Raw genomic sequence first — 19,356 nt, forward strand, 5'->3', positions numbered from 1 at the left:
CAAGATCTTCGATTGGGTCGGGCTCGCCGCGGCGGCGGGTGAGTGGGTGGGGGCAGCGGGCGTGCCGCGTGCGGTGGGTGCAGGACCAGCGGCGGCGAATGTCGACATGCCGCCGCTGCGGTTACGGTGGACTGGTGCGTGACCCCAATATCTCCCGATCCGTCGCCGGTCAGCTCTCGCCGATCCGCCGTGCGTCCGACCTGCGTCGACTGCGCGCCGAGCGCTTCGACGTGTTGGTCATCGGAGGCGGGGTGACCGGTGCGGGTGCCGCCCTGGACGCGGCGTCCCGGGGCCTGAAGGTGGCTCTGGTCGAGGCGCGCGATCTCGCCGCGGGCACGTCCAGCCGGTCCAGCAAGCTCATCCACGGTGGCCTGCGCTACCTGGAGCAGTTGGAGTTCCACCTGGTCCACGAGGCGCTCACCGAGCGCGGGCTGCTGGCCACCCGACTCGCCCCGCACCTGGTGCGCCCGGTGCCGTTCCTGGTGCCGCTGCCCGCTGGGCGGGGCCTGCGGGACCTGCCGGCGCGGATCTTCCGCCGCTCCTACTACGGCGCCGGCGTGGCCGCCTACGACGCCTTCGCTGGCGTCTTCGGCGCTGGCCGGGGCATGCCCCTGCACCGGCACCTGACCCGGGAGGGCGCCCGGCGGATCTTTCCGAGCCTGCGGGCCGACGCGGTGGCCGGGGCGATCCGCTACTACGACGGTCAGGTCGACGACGCCCGGCTGGTCGTCACGCTGGCCCGCACCGCGGCCAGCCTCGGCGCCACGGTGGTGAGCAGCGCCCGAGCAGTGGGGCTGATCCGGCAGGCGCGTGAGGTGACCGGCGTACGCGTCCGGGACCTGGAGGCGCCGGCGGGCTCACCGGACGCGGAGTTCGAGGTGCAGGCCCGTACCGTCATCGCCGCCACCGGTGTGTGGAGCGACGACATGTCCCGGATGCTCAACGACGTGGGCCTGCGGCCCGGCGTCCGGGTGCGCGCCTCCAAGGGGGTGCACCTGGTGGTGCCCCGTTCGGCGATCACCGGCGAGACGGGGCTCATCCTGCGGACGGCGAAGTCGGTGCTCTTCGTCATCCCGTGGGGCGGGCACTGGATCATCGGCACGACGGACACCGACTGGCGACTGGACCGGTCCCACCCGGCCGCCTCGGCCCGTGACATCGACTACCTGTTGCAGCAGGTCAACACCGTGCTGGACCGCCCGTTGACCACCGCCGACATCGAGGGGGTGTACGCCGGGCTGCGACCACTGCTGGCCGGCGAGGCCGACTCGACCTCGAAACTCTCCCGCGAGCACGCGGTCTTCGAGCCGATGCTCGGGCTGCTGTTGGTGGCCGGTGGCAAGTACACGACCTACCGGGTGATGGCGTCCGACGTGGTCGACCGCGCCGTCCGCCGGCTCGGCGGCGGGCGCTCGTCGCGTACCGCCGATCTGCCTCTGCTGGGTGCGGATGGCTTCCCGGCGATGTGGCGGGACCGGGCCGACCTGGCCCGCCGGCACGGCGTGCCGGTGGGCGTGGTGGAGCACCTGCTGGAGCGGTACGGCACCCTCACCCTGGACCTGTTGGCGCTCATCGACACCGATCCGCTGCTCGCCTCCCCGCTGGCCGGTGCCCCGGAATACCTGGCCGCGGAGGTCGCCTACGCGACGCGGGCCGAGGGTGCGCTGCACCTGGAGGACGTGCTGACCCGGCGGACCCGGATCTCCTTCGAGACCAGCCACCGGGGGTTGGAGTCGGCGGAGCACACCGCCGAGCTGATGGGTGCGGTGCTCGGCTGGGACGCGGCGACGCGGGCCCGGGAGGTCGAGCACTACCGCGCCCGGGTGGAGGCGGAGCGGCAGTCGCAGTTGATGCCGGACGACGCCGCGGCGGACGCGGCCCGGTTGGGCGCTCCGGACGTCCGGGGTTACGCGGCCGATCGGGGTGGCGACGACCAGGTTGGGCTGCGTCCGTCCGCTCTGTGACGAATTGCGACGTTACCGAAGGGTAACCGGCGATACCGGCCCGGATGGTGGTTTCGAACGCTACCTACGGTGGGGTAGGTTTCCGCGCGTGCTACCCCGCGCGCACCCTCGTCTGCTCGTACCCCTTCTCGCCGTTGCGCTCGGCGGTGCCCTGACCGGGTGTTCGTTCTTCGACCGGGACGAGCCGGGCACACCGCAGGCACAGTCGTCCGCCTCGGCCGGTGGCGGCGCGCAGCTGGAGATCCCCACCACGGTCGCCGCCGGCCAGGTCAGCCTGATTCAGCGGCTCGGCGAGGACGGCCCACTGCGCACCCTGAGCGTCGAGCGCAACGGGGCGTGGCAGTGCGTCGACTGCGCCGGCGACGGGGTCACCTCCCGGGGCACTCTCGCCCCGGAGCTGACCGAACGGCTCCAGGTGCTGCTCGCGACCCCGGCGCTGGCCGACGAGACAGATCAGGCCCGGCGGTACCGGACCACCTGCATCGACGCGCTGACGTCCAGCCTCCTGACCTCCACCGGGCTGATCACCTCCCAGGACTGCCCCGGTGAGGAGCGCACTCCGGTCGCCGGGGAGATCCTGCTGCTGCTCACGCAGGCGACCCCGGCCGAGATCAAGGGCTGACCCCGGGCCAGCTCAGAGCACCTTGCCCGGGTTGAGCAGACCAGCCGGGTCCAACGCCGACTTGATCGCCTGGTGCACCCGGACGCCGACCGGCCCGATCTCCCGGGCCAGCCAGTCCCGCTTGAGCAGCCCCACCCCGTGCTCTCCGGTGCAGGTGCCGCCGAGGTCCAGGCCGAGCCGCATGATCTCGTCGAACGCCCGCCGGCCGCGCTGCACGCTCGCCGGGTCGGCCCGGTCGACCACGATGTTCGGGTGCATGTTGCCGTCCCCGGCGTGCCCCACCACGCCGATCGGCACCTCGCACTCCGCCGCGATCCGGGCCACGCCGTCCAGCAGCGCGGCGAGCGAACCACGCGGCACCGCCACATCGTCGATCACCAGACCGCCGTTGCCGCCCGGATAGGTGTCGGCCGCGAACTTCTCCATCGCCGGGTGGGCCAGCCGCCGCGCCTGCAACAGCGCCGCCGCCTCCACCGCGTCGGTGGCCGCGTACACCTCGTCGGCGCCGGCGGCCGTGCACACCTCGGCCAGGTCGGCCAGGTCGTCGGCGGCCCGGGTGCCGGTGTCCGTGGCGGCCAGCAGCAGAGCCTGCGCGTCGGTCCGCAGCCCCATCGGCTGGTACGCCTCGATCGCCCGCAGGTGCGTCTGGTCGAGCAGTTCCAGCAGGCTGGGGGTGAGCCCACGCGCCGCGATGTCGGCCACCGCCGCGCCGGCCGCCGCCGTGGACGGAAAGACCGCCACCATGGTCAGCGAGTCGGCCGGTGCGGGCCGCAGCGCCACGGTCACCTCGGTGATCACGCCGAGGGTGCCCTCCGAGCCGACGAACAGCCGGGTCAGGTCGTAGCCGGCCACCCCCTTGGCGGTACGCCGGCCGGTGCGCAGCACCTCACCCGAGGCGAGCACCACCTCCAGGCCGAGCACGTACTCGGTGGTCACGCCGTACTTCACGCAGCACATGCCGCCGGCGTTGGTGGCCACGTTGCCGCCGATCGTGGACGACTCCCAGGAGCCGGGGTCCGGCGGATACCACAACCCCTGCTTGGCCACCGCTCCGGCCAGCGCCGCGTTGACCACCCCCGGCTGGACCACCGCGATCCGGCTCACCGGGTCGATCTCCCGGATCTCGGTCATCGCGACGGTGCTGAGCACCACCGCGCCGTCCACCGCGTTCGCCGCGCCGGCCAGCCCGGTCCGCGCGCCCTGCGGAACCACCGGTACGCCGTGTCGGGCCGCCGCCCGGACCACCGCGACCACCTGTTCGGTGCTGCGCGGGCGGGTCACCACCAGCGGGGTGCCGGCCGGGCACAGGTCGGCCTCGTCCCGCTGGTGCGTGCGCAGCAGGTCCGGGTCGGTGAGCACCGCGTCGGCACCGAGCGCGGCGCGCAGGTCGTCGAGGAGTGTGGTGGGGGCCATGCAGCCGAGGCTAGGTCGCCGGCCGGCGATCATCAACGCGGGCTAGCTTGGGCACCATGCTCTACCTGGACCGGCCGGCCTGGCCGTGGCGCGGTCGGCTCTGGTCGCACCTGATCAGCGACGTCTCGTACGCCGAGCTGCACGCCTTCGCCGAGGCACTCGGCGCGCCCCGACGCGGCTTCGACCGGGACCACTACGACATCCCGGCCGACCGGTTCGCGGCGGCGGTGTGGCTCGGCGCGCAGGTGGTGCCGAGCCGGGAGCTGGTCCAGTTGCTCCGCGCCGCCGGTCTGCGCCGCCCGAAACACCTGGTCAGCCCGCGCCCGCCGGTGGCACCGCAGCGGTGAGGGTGGCCAGTTCGCGGCGCACGTTGCCCCGGGCGGGCTCCTCCCACCGGTCGGCCAGCGGCGCCAGCCGGAACAGCGCGGGCAGCGCCAGCAGTCCGCCCAGCACGGCGGCCCGTCCAGCCCGGAACGCAGGCTCCGGCACGTGCGCGTACTCCCGTCGGATCGCCGCCGCGTACCTGTCGTAGACGGCCGGGGGCGCGGCCAACACGGCCAGGTCCGCGTCGCACAGCAGGGCACCGTCCCGGTCGTCCGGGCCCACGGCGTGTCCGGCGGTGAGCAGCACCAGCCGGCGTATCTCGGCCGCCGTGGACACCGGCACCCCGAGCCCGGTGAGCACACTCTCGGCCAGCGCGGCGCTGTCCTGCTCGTTGGCGTCACCCGCGGCCCGGGGGTCGTAGACCGCGTCGTGCCACCAGGCCGCCAACCGCACCAGGTCGGCCCGGTCGGCCAGCCCGGCGTGCTGGTCCACCACGTCGAGCACCGCCGTCAGGTGGGCCACCGTGTGGTAGTGCCGGTGCGGCTCCCGCCACCGGTCCAGCAGTTGCTCGCCGGCACGGGTCGACCCCGCGCCCGCCCTCGCACCAGCACCCCGGGCTGCCGCCCGCCACCGCTCCAGGAGATCGACCACCGCCCGAGTCTGCCGCATCCCACCCAGGCCGCGCCTGCACGGCAGGATTCAGCGGGCCTGTCCCGGGTAGTCGCGCCCATGGCCGTGGCCCGGGACAAGCGACCACCCGTGGTGCGACGCACCGCACTACGCGAAGGGCTGGTGGACGTCGACGGCGCACGCATCGCCGAGGCCACCCAGCAACTGCGCCATCGCGGCCGGGCCACCCTGCACGACCGGCTGCACCGGGTCCGGATGGCCGGTGGACTGGCCGTGCAGGCGGGACTGGCCGCCGGGCTCGCGTACCTGATCTCGCACAAGCTGCTCGGCAACCCGCAACCTGTCTTCGCGCCGATCTCCGCGGTCGGCACCCTGGCCGCGTCGGTCGGCCAGCGATTCCGCCGGACCGTGGAGCTGATCGTCGGGGTCGGGGTCGGGGTGTTCGTCGGCGACCTGCTGATCTACCTGCTCGGCACCGGGGCGTGGCAGCTCGGCCTGGTGGTCACGGTGGCGATCCTGCTCACCATCTTCGCCGGAGCGAGCGTCGCCATCGTCATCCAGGCGGCGGCCACGGCCGTGCTGATCGTCACGCTCAGCCCGTCGACGCAGAACCTGGAGATCCCACGCTTCGTCGACGCGTTCCTCGGGGGTGGGGTCGCACTGCTGGTGACCGCGGTGTTGCTGCCACTGAACCCACTCCGCGTGATCAACCGGGCCGCCCGACCCGCCCTGGACCTGCTCGCCGCCCAGCTCGACGTCACCGCCGACGGGCTGCGCAGCCGGGACCGGGCCAGCATCCAGCGGGCCCTGGACCGGCTGCGCAACAACAAGGACGAACTGGCCACGCTGGCCGAGGCGATCGAGGGCGCGAAGGAGACCGCCACGCTCTCCCCGGCCCGCTGGCACCGCCGCAGCGAGCTGACCCACTACGCGGAGGCGGCCGACCCGATCGACCGGGCGATGCGCAACAGCGGCACGCTGATCCGCCGGTCCGTCACGCTTGTCGAGGACGAGGAACCGGTGCCGGATCCGATGCCGGACGCGATCGGCCACCTCGCCGAGTCGGTCCGGCTGCTCAAACACGAGTTCGCCGTCGGCGAGGAACCGGCGAAGGCCCGGGAACGGTCGCTGCGGGCGGTCAGCGAGGCCGGCCGGGCGTACGGTGCCGGCGTCGGTTTCTCCGGCAGCGTGATCGTCGCCCAGATCCGGACCACCGCCAGCGACCTGCTGGTGGCCTCCGGCATCGAGCAGGAGGAGGCGAACCGGTGGATCCGCACCGCCTTCGACGAGCAGGAACGACCGGCCGGTGAGCCGGCCGAGGCGGGCGAGGCACCGAAGCCGCCCACCGCGCCGCCGGTCGGCTGAACGGCCTCCGCCGCCGGTCGGGCCTTCGCCGCCGGCCGGGCCTCAGCCCAGCTCGGCGAGCGCCGCGAGGAGCCGGTCCACCTCATCGACGGTGCTGCCCAGGCCGATGCTGGCCCGCAACGCGGTGGGCGGAAGGTCCCGTCGGCCGCTGCGCCCCGCCGCCTCGGTGAGCAGCCGCCGGGCCAGCGGGTGGGCACAGAACAACCCGTCGCGTACGCCGATCCGGTGCTCGCTGGCCAGCCGCGCGGCCACGTCGGCGGAGTCCCAGCCGGCCACCACGAACGAGACGATGCCAACGCGGGGCGCGTCCGGGCCGAAGGTGCGCAGCTCCACCACGTGCGGCAGGGCGGCGATGCCGGTCCGCAGTCGGGCCAGCAGCGCCTGCTCACGGGCGGCCAGCGTGACCCGGTCGGCGTCGTCGAGCGCCGCGCACACCGCCGCCAGCGCCACCGCGCCCAGCAGGTTCGGGGTGCCGCCCTCGTGCCGGGCCGGACCGGTCGCCCAGGTCACGTCGTGGGTGGCCGGCCCGACGTGGCTGGTGGCGCCTCCACCCGCCAGGTACGGCGGGGCGGCGTCCAGCCAGTCCGCCCGGCCGATCAGCACGCCCGCACCGAACGGCGCGTACAGCTTGTGGCCGGACACGGCCAGGTAGTCGACGTCGAGCGTGGGCAGGTCGACCGGGGCGTGCGGGGCGAGTTGCGCGGCATCGAGCACGATCCGGGCACCGTGCCGGTGGGCCACCCGGGCCAGCTCGGCGACCGGCCACCGCTCACCTGTCACGTTGCTCGCCCCGGTCACCGCGACGAGCACCGGCAGCGCCGGGCTGTTGCCCCGGCGCAACTCGGTGAGGGCGGCGGCGAGGTCGCGTACCGCCCCGGCGGGATCGCTGGGCACCGGCAGCCGCACCGAGCCGCGCGGCCAGGGCAGCAGGTTGGCGTGGTGCTCGCCCGCGAAGGTGACGACTGTCGTGCCGGCCGGCAGCGCCCGCCCCAGCAGGTTGAGCGCGTCCGTGGTGTTGCGGGTGAAGAGCACGTGATCGTCGGCGCGGGCGCCGAAGAAGTCACCGATCGTCTGCCGGGCCTGCTCGTAGGCGAGGGTGCAGCGCCGGGACAGCGCTCCCGCGCCGCGATGCACGCTGGCGTACCAGGGCAGCAGCTCGGCCACCGCGTCGGCGGCGGCCCGCGCGCACGGTGCGGTGGCCGCGTAGTCCAGGTTGGTCTCACCCGGCACACCGAGGACGTCGAGGGGCGCCGACGACGCGGGCGCGACGGTGGGCAGGGTGGGCAGCGAGGGAACGAGGGTGACGGACACGCCGGAACCTCCGGGGTCAGGGACCCCGGGTGCGGCATCGGGACGGGGTCCGCGCTTGCCCAGCACGCCGATCGGGCTGGGCCCGGTCATCACCCGGGGCACCCCACCGCGAACTCGACGAGGGTTGCCGGCCAGCAAGCCGGGGCTTGACGCTGGCGCTCGTGACCTGCCCGCAGCATACCGCTGCCGATGCGACCGGACCAGCCGGCGGCGGATGGCTACGCTGACCGCATGGCCGACACCCCGCCCGGTTCACCGCTGCCGTCGCCGCCGCCCGTGCCCGCGGCCCAGTCCACCGGCGAGGCGCCCCCGATGCCGCAGCAAAACAAGATCTGGCGGTTCCTGGCGCTGGCCGGGGTGGCGGTGTTCATCGCCGCGTGCGCGTCGTTCATCGTCCTCAAGCTCGGCCAGTCGCTCGGGCTGCAGGCGCTGCTGGTCGGCCTGCTCGCGGCCGTCCTGCCGGTGCCGGTGCTGGTCGCCTGCTTCCTCTGGCTGGACCGGTACGAGCCGGAGCCACTGCGGTATCTGGTCTTCTGCTTCACCTGGGGGGCGTTCGTCTCCACCGCCGCCTCACTCAGGGTGAACGAGTTCGCCGCCGGGCGGTTCGCCGACTGGGGGCTGCCGGACGCGCTCACCGGCGTGCTGGTGGCACCCTTCATCGAGGAGCTGACCAAGGCGCTGGGCCCGATCCTGCTGCTGGTGTTCCGCCGGCGGGAGTGGTCCGGGATCACCGACGGCCTGGTCTACTGCGGGCTGTCCGCGGTCGGCTTCGCGATGGTGGAGAACATCCTCTACCTGGGCGGTCTGGGCTACGCGGCGGGTGCCGAGCGCTATGGCCCGGTCACCGGCATCCAGCAGGTCATCGGGATCTTCATCCTGCGGATCCTGTTGTTCGGGTTCGCCCACCCGCTCTTCACCTCGATGACCGGCGTGGGGCTGGGCATCGCGGCCCGGACGGCGGACCGCCGGGTCCGGGTGCTCGCCCCGATCGCCGGCCTGCTGCTGGCGATGATGTTGCACGGGACGTGGAACCTGCTGCCCACGCTGACCCAGGCCACCGGCGAGGCGTTGATCATGCTGTACGGCTTCCTGGGTCTCATGGTGCCGGTCTTCTTCGGCGTGGTGGGTCTCGCGATCTGGCTGCGCGCCTGGGAGGGGCGGCTCACCGAGCGGATCCTGCCGGACTACGTACGCGCCGGCTGGTTGACCCCGCCCGAGGTGGCCGCGCTGAGCAGCCTCGGCAGGCGGCACGCGGCCCGCAGTTGGGCGCGGCGGGTGGCCGGCGACGCCGGAGTGCGCGCGATGCGCGGCTACCAGTCCGCCGCCACCCGACTGGCCCTCCTGCGCGACGGGACACTGCGCGGCCTGGACCGCCAGCCCGCCGACCAGGAGCGGACCGCGCGGGAGGAGCGGGAGTTGCTGAACGCGATCGGCGCGTACCGGTCGTACTTCGTCGGTCGGGACCCGCAGGCCCCGGTCGGGGTCTGGGACGGCAGCCGCTACCACCTGCGCTTTCCCGACGGTACGCAGCGTGCGGTGGACGCGCCGGACGAGCCGGTGGTGCCGATCCCGGTGGTGCTGGTCCCCGCGCCAATGCCACCGGTGGGCTATGCCCCGCCCGGCTGGCCCGGCCTGCGCCCGGCGGCCCCGTGGCCGCCGGGTCACCCCTGACTGCTGGCGGCCGGCCGGCGGCCTCAGGTCATCAGGGTGGTGAGGAAGTCACCGAAGCCCTGGAACATCGCGATCAGCGCGCCGCCGATGGCCTTGAACATCTGCGCGGCGCCGTCCGGCCGGAAGGCCACGAAGTAGATCAGGAACGCGACACTGCCCCAGGTCAGCAGCTTCTTGACGAATACTGGCATCGTCCCTCCCCAGGGCCACGGTCGCCGGATGGCTTCCCGTCGTGCGGCCGGGCAAACGATGCGCGGCGCGGCCCGGTGACCGGGGGAGGTACGTCAGAGGTAGAGGCCGGTGGGGTCGTTCTCGATCCGCTCGGCGGCCACGGCGTGCACGTCGCGCTCCCGCAGCAGCACGTACCCGCGGCCGTGCAGCTCGACCTCGGAGCGGTCGTCCGGGTCGAAGAGCACCCGGTCGCCGGAGACGATGGCGCGAACGTTCGGCCCCACCCCGACTGCCGTGGCCCAGGCGAGGCGCTTGCCCACCGCGGCGGTCGCCGGGATGACGATGCCGGCGGTGGAGCGACGCTCGCCCTCGCTGCCCTCCATCCGCACCAGCACGCGGTCGTGCAGCAGGCGGATCGGCAGGCCGGCGTCGAGATCATTGTCGGCGGTCACGCCGCAGACGCTACCGTGTCGCCAGCGGTGGTTACGCCGGTGGTGGTCGGGGCATTGTGTGGCGGAACTGCCCTACCGTGCCGAGAACGGACGTATGCTGTCCGACCTGCCGCCGTGGGCGGACCGGTTTCGTTGCCAGGAGGTGCGCTTGAGCCGCTTCGAGCGGGTACGCGGGCGGCTCCGCCGCGCCTACCAGTCACGACAGGAGTCGGCCCAGTCACGACAGGAGTCGGCGCGCGCCGACGAGAGCGTGCCGGCTGACGCGGTGAGTGACGCGTCGGAGGCGGCACGGGTGGCGTCGCCGGCCGCGCCGGGGCCGGTCGCGCCACCGACGGCCACTGTCGTCGGCGCGGAACCCCCGGTGGACCTGCACAGCTCGACCTCCAGCCGGGACGACGCGGACGTCCCACACGGGCTGCGGATCGCCGCCGCCTGGTGCTGGCGGCTGATCGTGATCGGTGTGGTCGCCTGGGCGCTGGTCAGGGTCGTCAGCACCGTCAAGATCGTGATCATTCCGCTGGCCATCGCGTTGCTGCTCTCCGCGCTGCTCGCGCCGGCGGTGGGCTGGCTGCTGCGGGCCCGACTGCCCCGGTCGTTGGCGACGGCGGTGGTGCTTGTCGGTGGTCTCGCCGCGGTGATCGGCACGCTGACGCTTGTGGTCAACGAGTTCATCCGCGGCGTGCCGGAGCTGAGCGAGAAGTCCTCGGAGGGCGTCCGGCAGATCCAGAACTGGCTGAAGACCGGCCCGCTGCACCTCTCCGACACCCAGCTCGACCGCTACATCGACGAGGCTCAGGCCTGGATCAACGACAACACCTCGAAGTTCACCAGCGGTGCCCTGAGCACCGCCGCGACGCTGGCCGAGGTGCTGACCGGCACGCTCCTGGTGCTGTTCGCGACGTTCTTCTTCCTGCGCGACGGCAACCGGATCTGGCGCTTCCTGGTCCGGCTGTTGCCGGTGGCCGCCCGGTGGAAGGTCGACGACGCGGGCCGGGCCTCCTGGCACACGCTCGGCGCCTACGTCCGAGCGACCGTGCTGGTGGCCTTCATCGACGCGGTCGGCATCGGCATCTTCCTGGTCGTCTTCGACATCCCGTTCGCCTTCCCGCTCGCCGCGCTCGTCTTCCTCGGCGCGTTCATCCCGATCGTCGGCGCGGCGCTCTCCGGTGGCGTGGCGGTGCTGGTGGCGCTCGTCGACAGCGGCCCGGGCATCGCGTTGATCATCCTGGGGGCGGTGATCGCCGTGCAACAGATCGAGGGGCACGTGCTCCAACCGCTGATCATGGGCCGGGCGGTCGCCCTGCACCCGCTCGCGGTGATCATCGGCATCGCCGCCGGTGTCGTCCTCGCCGGCATCACCGGCGCGCTCGTCTCCGTGCCGCTCATCGCCGTGCTGAACACCGCGGTCCGCCGGCTCGCCGCCCGCCGGGTCCCGGACACCCCGCCCGACGCCGTGGTCGTCGCCTCCCACGCCCCCTGACCAAAGGGCGGGTTCAGGACTTGGCGAGGCGTTCCAGGGCGCCGCGGGCCACCTCGGGACGGGTCGTGTACCAGAAAGGCGGCAGCGAACGGCGCAGGAAGGGCCCGTAGCCACGGGCCGTCTCCAGCCGGGAGTCGAGCACCGCGACCACACCCCGGTCGCCGGTCGCCCGGATCAGCCGGCCCACACCCTGGGCCAGCCGCACCGCCGCGATCGGCACGCTCACGGCGGAGAAGCCGGAACCGCCACCCGCGTCCACGGCCGCCGCGCGGGCCGCCGCCAACGGCTCGTCCGGCCGGGGGAAGGGCAGCCGGTCGATGACGACGAGCTGACAGGCGTCACCCGGCACGTCCACCCCCTGCCAGAGCGACATCACCCCGAACAGGCAACTGGCGCGATCCTCCCGGAAGCGCCGGACCAGCAGCGGCAGCGCCTCCTCACCCTGCAACAACACCGGCAGGTCGGTCCGCGCGCGCAGCAGCTCCGCCGCCTGCTGCGCGGCCCGCCGAGACGAGAAGAGCCCCAGAGTACGGCCACCGAGCGCCCCGACAAGCGCCAGCAGCTCCTCCCCGGCGGCGTCGGGCAGCCCGGAGACACTGGGCCTGGGCAGGTGCGCGGCGACGTAGAGGATGCCCTGGCGGGCGTAGTCGAACGGCGACCCGACGTCGAGCGACCGCCAACCGGGGCCCTCGGTCGCCGGGACGACGGCACTGGGGACGGCCTCGCCGGCAAGCCGACGGCCTGGCGCCTCGGCGGCCGGGCGACCCGGGCCGGTGCGGGCGGCCAGTGCGGCCGCGGCGGGGGACGGCGGGGCGGGCGGCGGCGCGTCCAACCCGAGGGCGCGGGCCACCGTGTCGAACCGGCCGCCCAACGCCAGAGTCGCCGAGGTGGCGACGACGGTGCGCTCGTCGTACAGGTGGGTGGCTAGCGTGCCCGCGACCGACAGCGGCGCGACGACAAGTGCCCGGCGGCTGCCGCTGTCGTTCTTCTCCACCCAGGCCACGTCGTGGTCGGCCTCCTCCAGCAGCCGCTGCGCGGTGGCGGAGAGCTCGTCCAGTGCTGCCTTGGCCTGCTGCTTGCGGACCGGGTCGGGATCATCGGCCTTGATGTCGCCGATCGCGTCAAGTGCGGAGCGGGTCGCCGCGTCGAGCAGCGTGCACGCCTCCCGCAACGGCGTCGGCAGCCCGGCGGTGAGCCGCCCCGCCGGCGCCTCGGCCAGCCCGACCGCGAGAGCGTCACCGGCCGCGGTGAGCGCCTCGGCGGTCTCCGGCCGCAGCAGCGTACGGGCCCGGCGGGTGGTCCGGTCGATCAACTCGGGCACCAGCTCCGCCTGTGCGGCGGAGGAGACCCGGTCGGCCAACTCGTGCGCCTCGTCGACGATGAGCAGCTTGTGCGGTGGCACGATGTGCCGGTCGGCGAGCATGTCGACCGCGAGCAGGCTGTGGTTGGTGACCACGATGTCGGCCTCCCGGGCGCGGGCCCGGGACGCCTCGGCGAAGCACTCCTGCCCGAACGGGCAGCGGGTCGCCCCGACGCACTCCCGGGCCGGCATCGACACCAGCCGCCAGGCCTGGTCGTCGACGCCCGGGTCCAGCTCGTCCCGGTCGCCGGTGGCGGTCTTCTCGGCCCAGTCGCGCAGCCGCTCGACCTGCTTGCCCAACCGGCCCGCCTCACCGAGCCACTTCGTCCCGCCGCCGGGGCGGGCCGCCGGGGCGTCGAAGAGCGTGTCCTCCGGCTCCTCCTCGGTGGAGTTGTCCAGTCGGGCGAGGCAGAGGTAGTGGTGGCGACCCTTGAGCACCGCGAAGGTGGGCCGACGGCCGAGCACCGGCTCGACCGCGTCGGCGAGCCGGGGCAGGTCGTGGTCGACAAGCTGGGACTGCAACGCCAGGGTGGCCGTGGAGACCACCACCGGGCCGTCCACGGTGAGCGCCGGCGCGAGGTAGGCCAACGACTTGCCGGTGCCGGTGCCCGCCTGCACGAGCAGATGCTCCCGGTCGGCCACGCACTCCTCGATCGCCGTGGCCATCTGCAGCTGGCCGGGGCGTTCCGCACCGCCGGGCACCGCGCCGACCGCCGCCGCCAGCAGCTCGGTGCCGCTGGGCCGGGCACCCCGGCGCCGACCCTTCGCACGGGCCGATGGGGTGGCGGAACCGGTGGCGGCGCGGGGCGGAGTCACCGTGCGACGGTACCCGCCGCCGCCGACACCGGCCGCGCCCATCCGCCGCGTGGCGCGCTGCCGGCCGGGCTGGTCGTCGTGGGCAGGTCGTCCGGTTACGGCCGCGCTACGACGCGTGGCCAGTATCGGTTAGGGTGCGAATCATGCCGAGCGACATGGTCCGCGTGATCTACCGCAAGTACGACGGCAGCGCCCACCGCGACTACCCGGCCCGCCGGCTCACCGAGGACGACCTCGGCATCTGGCTCGGCGTCCCCCAGGGCACCGAGTCGGTCTACCATGGCCGTCCGTCGGTGGAGAAGATCCCGTTCGTCCTGCTGGTGCCACACCGCGCCTGGTGGACGGCGATGTTCAACCCGCCGCCGCGCACCAGCGAGGTCTACTGCGACATCACCACCCCGGCCCGCTGGGAGTCCGGCGACACCGTCCACCTGATCGACCTGGACCTGGACGTCGTCCGCCGGCGCGCCACCGGCCTGGTGGAGCTGCTCGACGAGGACGAGTTCGCCGAGCACCGGGCGCGCTTCGGCTACCCGGACGACGTGGTCGCCGAGGCCGAAGCGGCGGCGCAACGGCTCTTCGGGGCGCTCGGCGACGGCACCGAGCCGTTCGCCACCTCGTACCGCAAGTGGTTGGCCCTGGTGGTCTGACCCCGCACGTTCGGCCGGCTCACCAGCGCGGCGGCCAGTGGTCGTCGGCGCCGAGCGATGGCAGGTCGGCCAGTTTCTCCGGGTTGATCTGGTTGTAGATGGCGGTGATCCGGCCCTGGTCCACGGCGAACACGGTGACCAGGCGGATCGGCCGACCGTCACTGTGCACGGTCTCCATCTGCAGACCGAGCACGCCGTCGACCAGCACCAGCCGGGCCCGCACCCGGCCGTCGTACCGGCCGGCCCGGCCGAACAGGCCGAGCGTGAAGCGACCCACGGCGTCCGCGCCGACGACCGGTTGGCGGGCCGAGGGATAGTGCCCACCCGAGTCACCGACGAAGACCACGTCCGGCGCGAGCACCCGAAGCAGCTGGTCCAGCTCGCCGGACTCGGTGGCGGCGACGAACGCTTGGAGCACCCGGCGCTGTTCGGCGAGGTCGGCGGTGTGCCGGGGGACGTCCGGTGCGGTGACCGCCCGGCGTGCCCGGTGGGCGAGCTGCCGGGCGGCCACCTCGGTGGTGCCGAGCACGTCGGCGACCCGGGCGAACGGCACCGCGAACACGTCGTGCAGCACGAGCGCGACCCGCTGCTCCGGCGCGAGCCGCTCCAACACCACGAGCAGCGCCGTACCGACCTGGTCGGTGCGGACCGCCCGCTCGGCCGGGTCGGGAGCGTACCCGTTCGTCGGCGCCGCGGCGTCCAACGGGCTCACCACCGGCTCCGGCAACCACTGCCCGGGGTACGTCTCCCGGCGGACCCGCGCCGAGCGGAGTATGTCCAGGCAGATCCGGGCGCAGGTGGTGGTCAGCCACGCGGACAGTTCGCGGATCTCGGCGCGGGCACCCGGGTCGGCGAGCGCCCCGGCATAGCGCAGCCAGGTCTCCTGCACCGCGTCCTCCGCCTCGCTGCGGCTGCCCAGCATCCGGCGGGCCACCGAGAGCAGCCGCCCCCGCTCGGCCTCGAACTCCGTCGCCAGATCCCGCACGACCCACCACCCTCCCCGCCGGCACCGCCCTGGCGTCCATCCTCCCGCCGACCGCACGCGCCGGCAGCCCCGCGTCCGGCGGCCGGCCGGCGCGCGGACGTGCCGGCCCGCCGCGCGACCGACGGCCGGCCGGCACGCGACCATGCCGACCCGACCGGCCCGCGCCTGGCGGGCGGCCGGTGCGGGGACCGTGCCGACCGGCGGTGGGGTGGGGCGGGCCTCGGCGGGCGGATCGCCTGCGGGTGGGCGATGATCCGTGGATGAGCGCACCCCAGCAAGGGCAGATCGTGGCACCGGACGGCGGCTCGGTACGGGAGCTGCTGCGGGTCAGCGCACCTGTGGATCTCAGCGCGGTCGATCCGCGCTCCACGCCCGGCGTGCCGAGCGCGGCGGGGCGCGGCGAGCACCGTAAGGCCTGGGCGCGGGAGCAGGTGGAGTTGGTCGGCGGCGAGCTGGGCCGACAGCAGGAGATGCTCTTCGCGATGGCCAAGACCGGGTCGGAGCGGCCGCCCCGCCGGGTGCTGCTGGTGCTCCAGGCGATGGACTGCGGTGGCAAGGACGGCACGATCAAGCGGGTGGCCGGCGCGATGAACCCGCTGGGCCTGCACATCCGTTCGTTCGGGCCGCCGACCCGCCAGGAGCTGCGGCACGACTTCCTGTGGCGGATCCGGCGGGAGTTGCCGCCGCCGGGGTACGTGGGGATGTTCAACCGCTCGCACTACGAGGACGTGTTGATCGCCCGGGTCGGTTCGTTGGTGCCGGAGGCGACCTGGCGGGCCCGCTATGACGACATCAACGCGTTCGAGCGGGAGCTGACCGAGGACCGGGTGACCGTGATCAAGGTGATGCTGCACATCTCGTACGCCGAGCAGGGCAAGCGCCTGCTGGAACGACTCACCGACCCGCACAAGCACTGGAAGTACAACCCCTCCGACGTCGACTCGCGGTCGCACTGGGACGACTACCAGGCCGCGTACGCCGAGGCTCTCCGCCGGTGTGGCACGGACGCCGCGCCCTGGTTCGTGGTGCCGGCGGACCGCAAGTGGTATCGGGACTGGGCGGTGGCCCATCTGCTGCGTGAGACGTTCGACACCCTCGACCTGGGGTATCCGGCTGCCGATTTCGACGTCGAGCACGAGCGGGAGCGGTTGGTTGCTGGGGGAGCGGTTGCGGGTGGGACTGTCGAGATGAACAGCAGATGAACGACCGATGAATGACGCCTGGCCAGGGGTGGGCCGGCGAATTCACGGTTCTGTCGTTTCCTAGCATTCACCGAGCGGGTGCCCGACGGGTGCCGCCACCCTTCCACCGACGCGACGAGGTCTGTGCTGTGAAGTTTTCCTTCCGCCCCACCGAGGGCGCCTTCTACGAGCTCTTCACCAGGGCCGCGCAGAACCTGGTCCGGGGTACCGCGCTGCTCAACGAGCTGGCCCTGCCCGGCGTGGATGTGCAGTCGGTCAGCGAGCGGCTGACCGAGGTCGAGCACGACAGTGACCAGATCACCCACGACCTGTACAAGAAGATCAACTCCACCTTCATCACGCCGTTCGACCGGGAGGACATCTACCGGCTCGGCTCGCTGCTCGACGACGTGATGGACCATCTGGAAGCGGTCGGCGACCTGCTCTACCTGTACGGGCTGACCGAGCTGCCGGCGCTGCCCCGCGAGCTGCACGAGATGGTCAACGTGCTCGACCAGCAGGCCAAGCTGACCGCCGACGCGATGCCCCGGCTGAAGTCGATGAAGGATCTCGAGGACTACTGGATCGAGTGCAACCGGCTGGAGAACGAGGGCGACCGGATCAACCGGCAGTTGCTCGTGCGCCTCTTCTCCGGTGAGTACGACGCGTTGACGGTGCTGAAGATGAAGGAGGTCGCCGACGAGTTGGAGGCCGCCTGCGACGCCTTCGAGCACGTGGCCAACACGGTCGAGACCATCGCGGTCAAGGAGTCCTGATCCGGTGACTTTCACACCCGAACTCATCGCCGTCCTGGCGGTGATCGGGGTAGCCCTGGCGTTCGACTACACCAACGGCTTCCACGACGCCGCCAACGCGATCGCGACAAGCGTCTCCACCCGGGCGTTGACCCCCCGGATCGCCCTCGGCCTCGCGGCCGTCGGCAACTTCGTCGGCGCACACTTCGGTGCCGGCGTGGCCAAGACCGTCGGCGACGGCCTGGTCACCCTGCCGACCGGGGTGAACAGCCTCGGTGTGGTCTTCGCCGGGGTGCTCGGAGCGATCGCCTGGAACCTGATCACCTGGTACTTCGGTCTGCCCTCGTCGTCCTCGCACGCGCTCTTCGGTGGGCTGGTCGGCGCGACCCTGCTGTCCACCGGCGGCATCGTGCAGTGGGGCAACATCGGCGAGAAGGTGCTGTTGCCGATGGTGCTCTCGCCGATCGTCGGCCTGACCCTCGGCTACCTGCTGATGCTGGCCATCCTCTGGCTGTTCCGCAAGGGGCAGCCGGGCAAGCTCAACCGGGGCTTCCGGTGGGCGCAGACCGTCTCCGCCGCCGCCATGTCGGTGGGCCACGGCATGCAGGACGCCGCCAAGACCATGGGCATCGTGGTCCTGGCGCTCTACACCGGTGGTTTCCAGGAGAGCAAGACGCACATCCCGGGCTGGGTGTTCTGGACGTCGGCGACGATGCTGGCGCTGGGCACGTACGCCGGTGGCTGGCGGATCATCCGCACCCTCGGTCGCAAGATCATCGACCTGGGGCCGCCGGAGGGCTTCGCCGCCGAGACGGTCGCCAGCGCGGTGCTCTACTTCAACGCACTGGTGCTGAAGGCGCCGATCTCGACCACGCACACGATCACCTCGGCGATCATGGGCGTGGGTGCGACGAAGCGGCTCTCCGCGGTCCGCTGGAACGTCGCCGGCAACATCGTGCTCGCCTGGATCATCACGTTCCCGGCCGCCGCACTGATCGCCTGCGTCACCTACCTGCTGGTCCGGCCGCTCTTCGGCTGACCGTCGCGGCACCTCGACGGCCCCGGTCACCGTGACCGGGGCCGTTCGCCGTCTCACTCGTACCGCACGCCGATCTGCTCCCGCACCGTGTCCAGCAGCGCCATCACCTCAAGGGTCGTGGCGTGCGGCACCAGCGGGCTCTCGGTCAGCCCGGCCGCCAGGCAGCGCTGCACCTCGATCGCCTCGTACTGGTAGCCGTTGCCGGCCCCGTCGGCGACGATCGTCTCCGGCTCCGCGCCGGCCCGGTGCAGGAGCACGGAACCCGGCCGGAAGAACGGCTCCGGCAGGTCGATCCGGCCGGTGGTGCCCGTGATCGAGGCGGTCTGCCCGCTCAACCCGACCATGCCGCAGCTCAGCGTCGCCAGCGCTCCGGTGTCGTAGCCGAACAGCATGCCGGTGTTCTCGTCCGTCCCCTCCGGGCCGAGCTGCGCCCAGGACCGGACGTGCTGCGGCACGCCGAGCAGCAGGTGGGCCAGGCTGATCGGGTAGATCCCCAGGTCGAGCAGGGCACCCCCACCCAGCGCCGCGTTGCGCATCCGGTGCTCCGGCGGGAACGGCCCGGCCACCCCGAAATCGGCCCGGACGCCGGTCACCGTGCCGATCGCCCCCTCCGCGATCAGCTCGACCACCCGCAGGATGAGCGGGTTGGTCCGCATCCACATGGCCTCCATCAGGAAGACCCCGGCGGCGCGGGCGGTGTCCACCAACTCGGTGCTGGTGGCCAGGTCGAGGGTGAACGGCTTCTCCAGCAGCACCGCCCGTCCGGCGGTCAGGCAGGTCATCGCCGCCTCGTAGTGCGCGGAGTGCGGAGTCGCCACGTAGATCGCGTCGACCTCCGGGTCCGCGGCCAGCTCCACCCAGGAGCCGTACGCGCGCTTCGCGCCGTACGTGTCGGCGAAGCGGCGCGCGCTGTCGGCGGCGCGGGAACCGACCGCGACCAGTTCGGCGTCCGGCACCAGCCGGAGGTCTTCGGCGAAACGGCTGGCGATGTGGCCGGTGGCCAGGATGCCCCAACGAGTCATGCCCAAAACGCTAGCCGAGCCACCTGAGCACCCCCCGCCCCCGCCCCCGCCCGCCCCGCCCCGCCCCCGCCCCACCGCCGGCCCACCCACGTGCGGCCCCACGCGCCGCCCCCGCCCGCGCCGCAGCCGTCTCGCCCGCCGGCCG

General features: G+C 73.2%; 18 protein-coding genes and 1 riboswitch. Of the genes, 10 read left to right on the forward strand and 8 right to left on the reverse strand.

Annotation, left to right across the window (positions count from 1 at the left end):
* The first annotated feature begins 149 nt into the window (after positions 1-149).
* Positions 150-1,964, forward strand: a complete 1,815-nt coding sequence (locus AB0B14_RS23105; protein ID WP_357068440.1) for a glycerol-3-phosphate dehydrogenase/oxidase — start codon at positions 150-152, stop codon at positions 1,962-1,964.
* 88 nt (positions 1,965-2,052) lie between these two features.
* A complete protein-coding gene (locus AB0B14_RS23110; protein WP_357068175.1) occupies positions 2,053-2,586 on the forward strand; it encodes a hypothetical protein in 534 nt (177 codons plus the stop codon).
* 12 nt (positions 2,587-2,598) lie between these two features.
* Here the strand turns inward: AB0B14_RS23110 and AB0B14_RS23115 are convergent, their stop codons facing one another.
* Positions 2,599-3,999, reverse strand: coding sequence for an FAD-linked oxidase C-terminal domain-containing protein (locus AB0B14_RS23115; RefSeq protein ID WP_357068177.1), 1,401 nt, complete (start codon positions 3,997-3,999; stop codon positions 2,599-2,601).
* A gap of 56 nt (positions 4,000-4,055) precedes the next feature.
* On the opposite strand from AB0B14_RS23115, the gene AB0B14_RS23120 reads away from it, so the two are divergent.
* Positions 4,056-4,346 carry a DUF4031 domain-containing protein gene (locus AB0B14_RS23120; RefSeq protein WP_357068179.1) on the forward strand — a complete coding sequence of 97 codons (291 nt, stop codon included), beginning with the start codon at positions 4,056-4,058 and terminating at the stop codon, positions 4,344-4,346.
* Here AB0B14_RS23120 and AB0B14_RS23125 read toward each other — a convergent pair.
* Positions 4,312-4,974 (reverse strand): metal-dependent phosphohydrolase, encoded by a 663-nt coding sequence (locus tag AB0B14_RS23125; protein WP_357068181.1) that lies wholly within the window; start codon positions 4,972-4,974, stop codon positions 4,312-4,314. The two genes, AB0B14_RS23120 and AB0B14_RS23125, sit on opposite strands and share 35 nt — an antisense overlap.
* 84 nt (positions 4,975-5,058) lie before the next feature.
* Between AB0B14_RS23125 and AB0B14_RS23130 the strand changes: the two genes are divergently transcribed.
* On the forward strand, positions 5,059-6,318 hold the full coding sequence (locus tag AB0B14_RS23130; RefSeq protein WP_357524116.1) for an FUSC family protein: 1,260 nt from the start codon (positions 5,059-5,061) through the stop codon (positions 6,316-6,318).
* Positions 6,319-6,360: 42 nt separating this feature from the next.
* Here the strand turns inward: AB0B14_RS23130 and AB0B14_RS23135 are convergent, their stop codons facing one another.
* Positions 6,361-7,605, reverse strand: coding sequence for an aminotransferase class V-fold PLP-dependent enzyme (locus AB0B14_RS23135; protein ID WP_357524118.1), 1,245 nt, complete (start codon positions 7,603-7,605; stop codon positions 6,361-6,363).
* Positions 7,606-7,675: 70 nt separating this feature from the next.
* Positions 7,676-7,796: riboswitch (SAM riboswitch) on the reverse strand.
* Positions 7,797-7,818: 22 nt separating this feature from the next.
* Between AB0B14_RS23135 and AB0B14_RS23140 the strand changes: the two genes are divergently transcribed.
* Complete coding sequence (locus AB0B14_RS23140; protein ID WP_357068183.1) at positions 7,819-9,300, forward strand: PrsW family intramembrane metalloprotease; 1,482 nt, start codon at positions 7,819-7,821, stop codon at positions 9,298-9,300.
* 23 nt (positions 9,301-9,323) lie between these two features.
* On the opposite strand, the gene AB0B14_RS23145 is transcribed toward AB0B14_RS23140, so the two are convergent.
* Together AB0B14_RS23145 and AB0B14_RS23150 are read right to left on the reverse strand one after the other, a co-directional pair.
* Complete coding sequence (locus AB0B14_RS23145) at positions 9,324-9,491, reverse strand: hypothetical protein (RefSeq protein WP_357068185.1); 168 nt, start codon at positions 9,489-9,491, stop codon at positions 9,324-9,326.
* Positions 9,492-9,584: 93 nt separating this feature from the next.
* Positions 9,585-9,923, reverse strand: a complete 339-nt coding sequence (locus tag AB0B14_RS23150) for a co-chaperone GroES (protein ID WP_145778711.1) — start codon at positions 9,921-9,923, stop codon at positions 9,585-9,587.
* A 94-nt stretch (positions 9,924-10,017) separates the two neighbouring features.
* Here AB0B14_RS23150 and AB0B14_RS23155 point away from each other — a divergent pair, with 94 nt between their 5' ends.
* Positions 10,018-11,403 (forward strand): AI-2E family transporter, encoded by a 1,386-nt coding sequence (locus tag AB0B14_RS23155; RefSeq protein WP_357068187.1) that lies wholly within the window; start codon positions 10,018-10,020, stop codon positions 11,401-11,403.
* A 13-nt stretch (positions 11,404-11,416) separates the two neighbouring features.
* Here AB0B14_RS23155 and AB0B14_RS23160 read toward each other — a convergent pair whose 3' ends face one another.
* Positions 11,417-13,621: an ATP-dependent DNA helicase gene (locus AB0B14_RS23160; RefSeq protein WP_357524097.1), complete on the reverse strand. Its 2,205-nt coding sequence runs from the start codon at positions 13,619-13,621 to the stop codon at positions 11,417-11,419.
* 101 nt (positions 13,622-13,722) lie between these two features.
* On the opposite strand from AB0B14_RS23160, the gene AB0B14_RS23165 reads away from it, so the two are divergent.
* Positions 13,723-14,229, forward strand: a complete 507-nt coding sequence (locus AB0B14_RS23165; protein ID WP_357068192.1) for a DUF402 domain-containing protein — start codon at positions 13,723-13,725, stop codon at positions 14,227-14,229.
* A 19-nt stretch (positions 14,230-14,248) separates the two neighbouring features.
* On the opposite strand, the gene sigJ is transcribed toward AB0B14_RS23165, so the two are convergent.
* Positions 14,249-15,214, reverse strand: a complete 966-nt coding sequence (gene sigJ / locus AB0B14_RS23170; protein ID WP_357524099.1) for an RNA polymerase sigma factor SigJ — start codon at positions 15,212-15,214, stop codon at positions 14,249-14,251.
* Positions 15,215-15,474: 260 nt separating this feature from the next.
* Between sigJ and AB0B14_RS23175 the strand changes: the two genes are divergently transcribed.
* From AB0B14_RS23175 to AB0B14_RS23185, 3 genes are all read left to right on the forward strand, one after another.
* The gene (locus AB0B14_RS23175; RefSeq protein WP_357524102.1) at positions 15,475-16,416 is read left to right on the forward strand and encodes a PPK2 family polyphosphate kinase; all 942 of its coding nucleotides are present in this window, start codon (positions 15,475-15,477) and stop codon (positions 16,414-16,416) included.
* A 128-nt stretch (positions 16,417-16,544) separates the two neighbouring features.
* Positions 16,545-17,171, forward strand: a complete 627-nt coding sequence (locus AB0B14_RS23180; RefSeq protein WP_053655020.1) for a DUF47 family protein — start codon at positions 16,545-16,547, stop codon at positions 17,169-17,171.
* Between the two features lie 4 nt (positions 17,172-17,175).
* A complete protein-coding gene (locus tag AB0B14_RS23185) occupies positions 17,176-18,189 on the forward strand; it encodes an inorganic phosphate transporter (protein ID WP_357068198.1) in 1,014 nt (337 codons plus the stop codon).
* A gap of 53 nt (positions 18,190-18,242) precedes the next feature.
* Here the strand turns inward: AB0B14_RS23185 and AB0B14_RS23190 are convergent, their stop codons facing one another.
* Positions 18,243-19,211, reverse strand: coding sequence for a Gfo/Idh/MocA family oxidoreductase (locus AB0B14_RS23190; protein WP_357524104.1), 969 nt, complete (start codon positions 19,209-19,211; stop codon positions 18,243-18,245).
* Positions 19,212-19,356: the final 145 nt, after the last annotated feature.

The organism is Micromonospora sp. NPDC049171 (assembly GCF_040648275.1).
Classification (GTDB): Bacteria; Actinomycetota; Actinomycetes; order Mycobacteriales; family Micromonosporaceae; genus Micromonospora.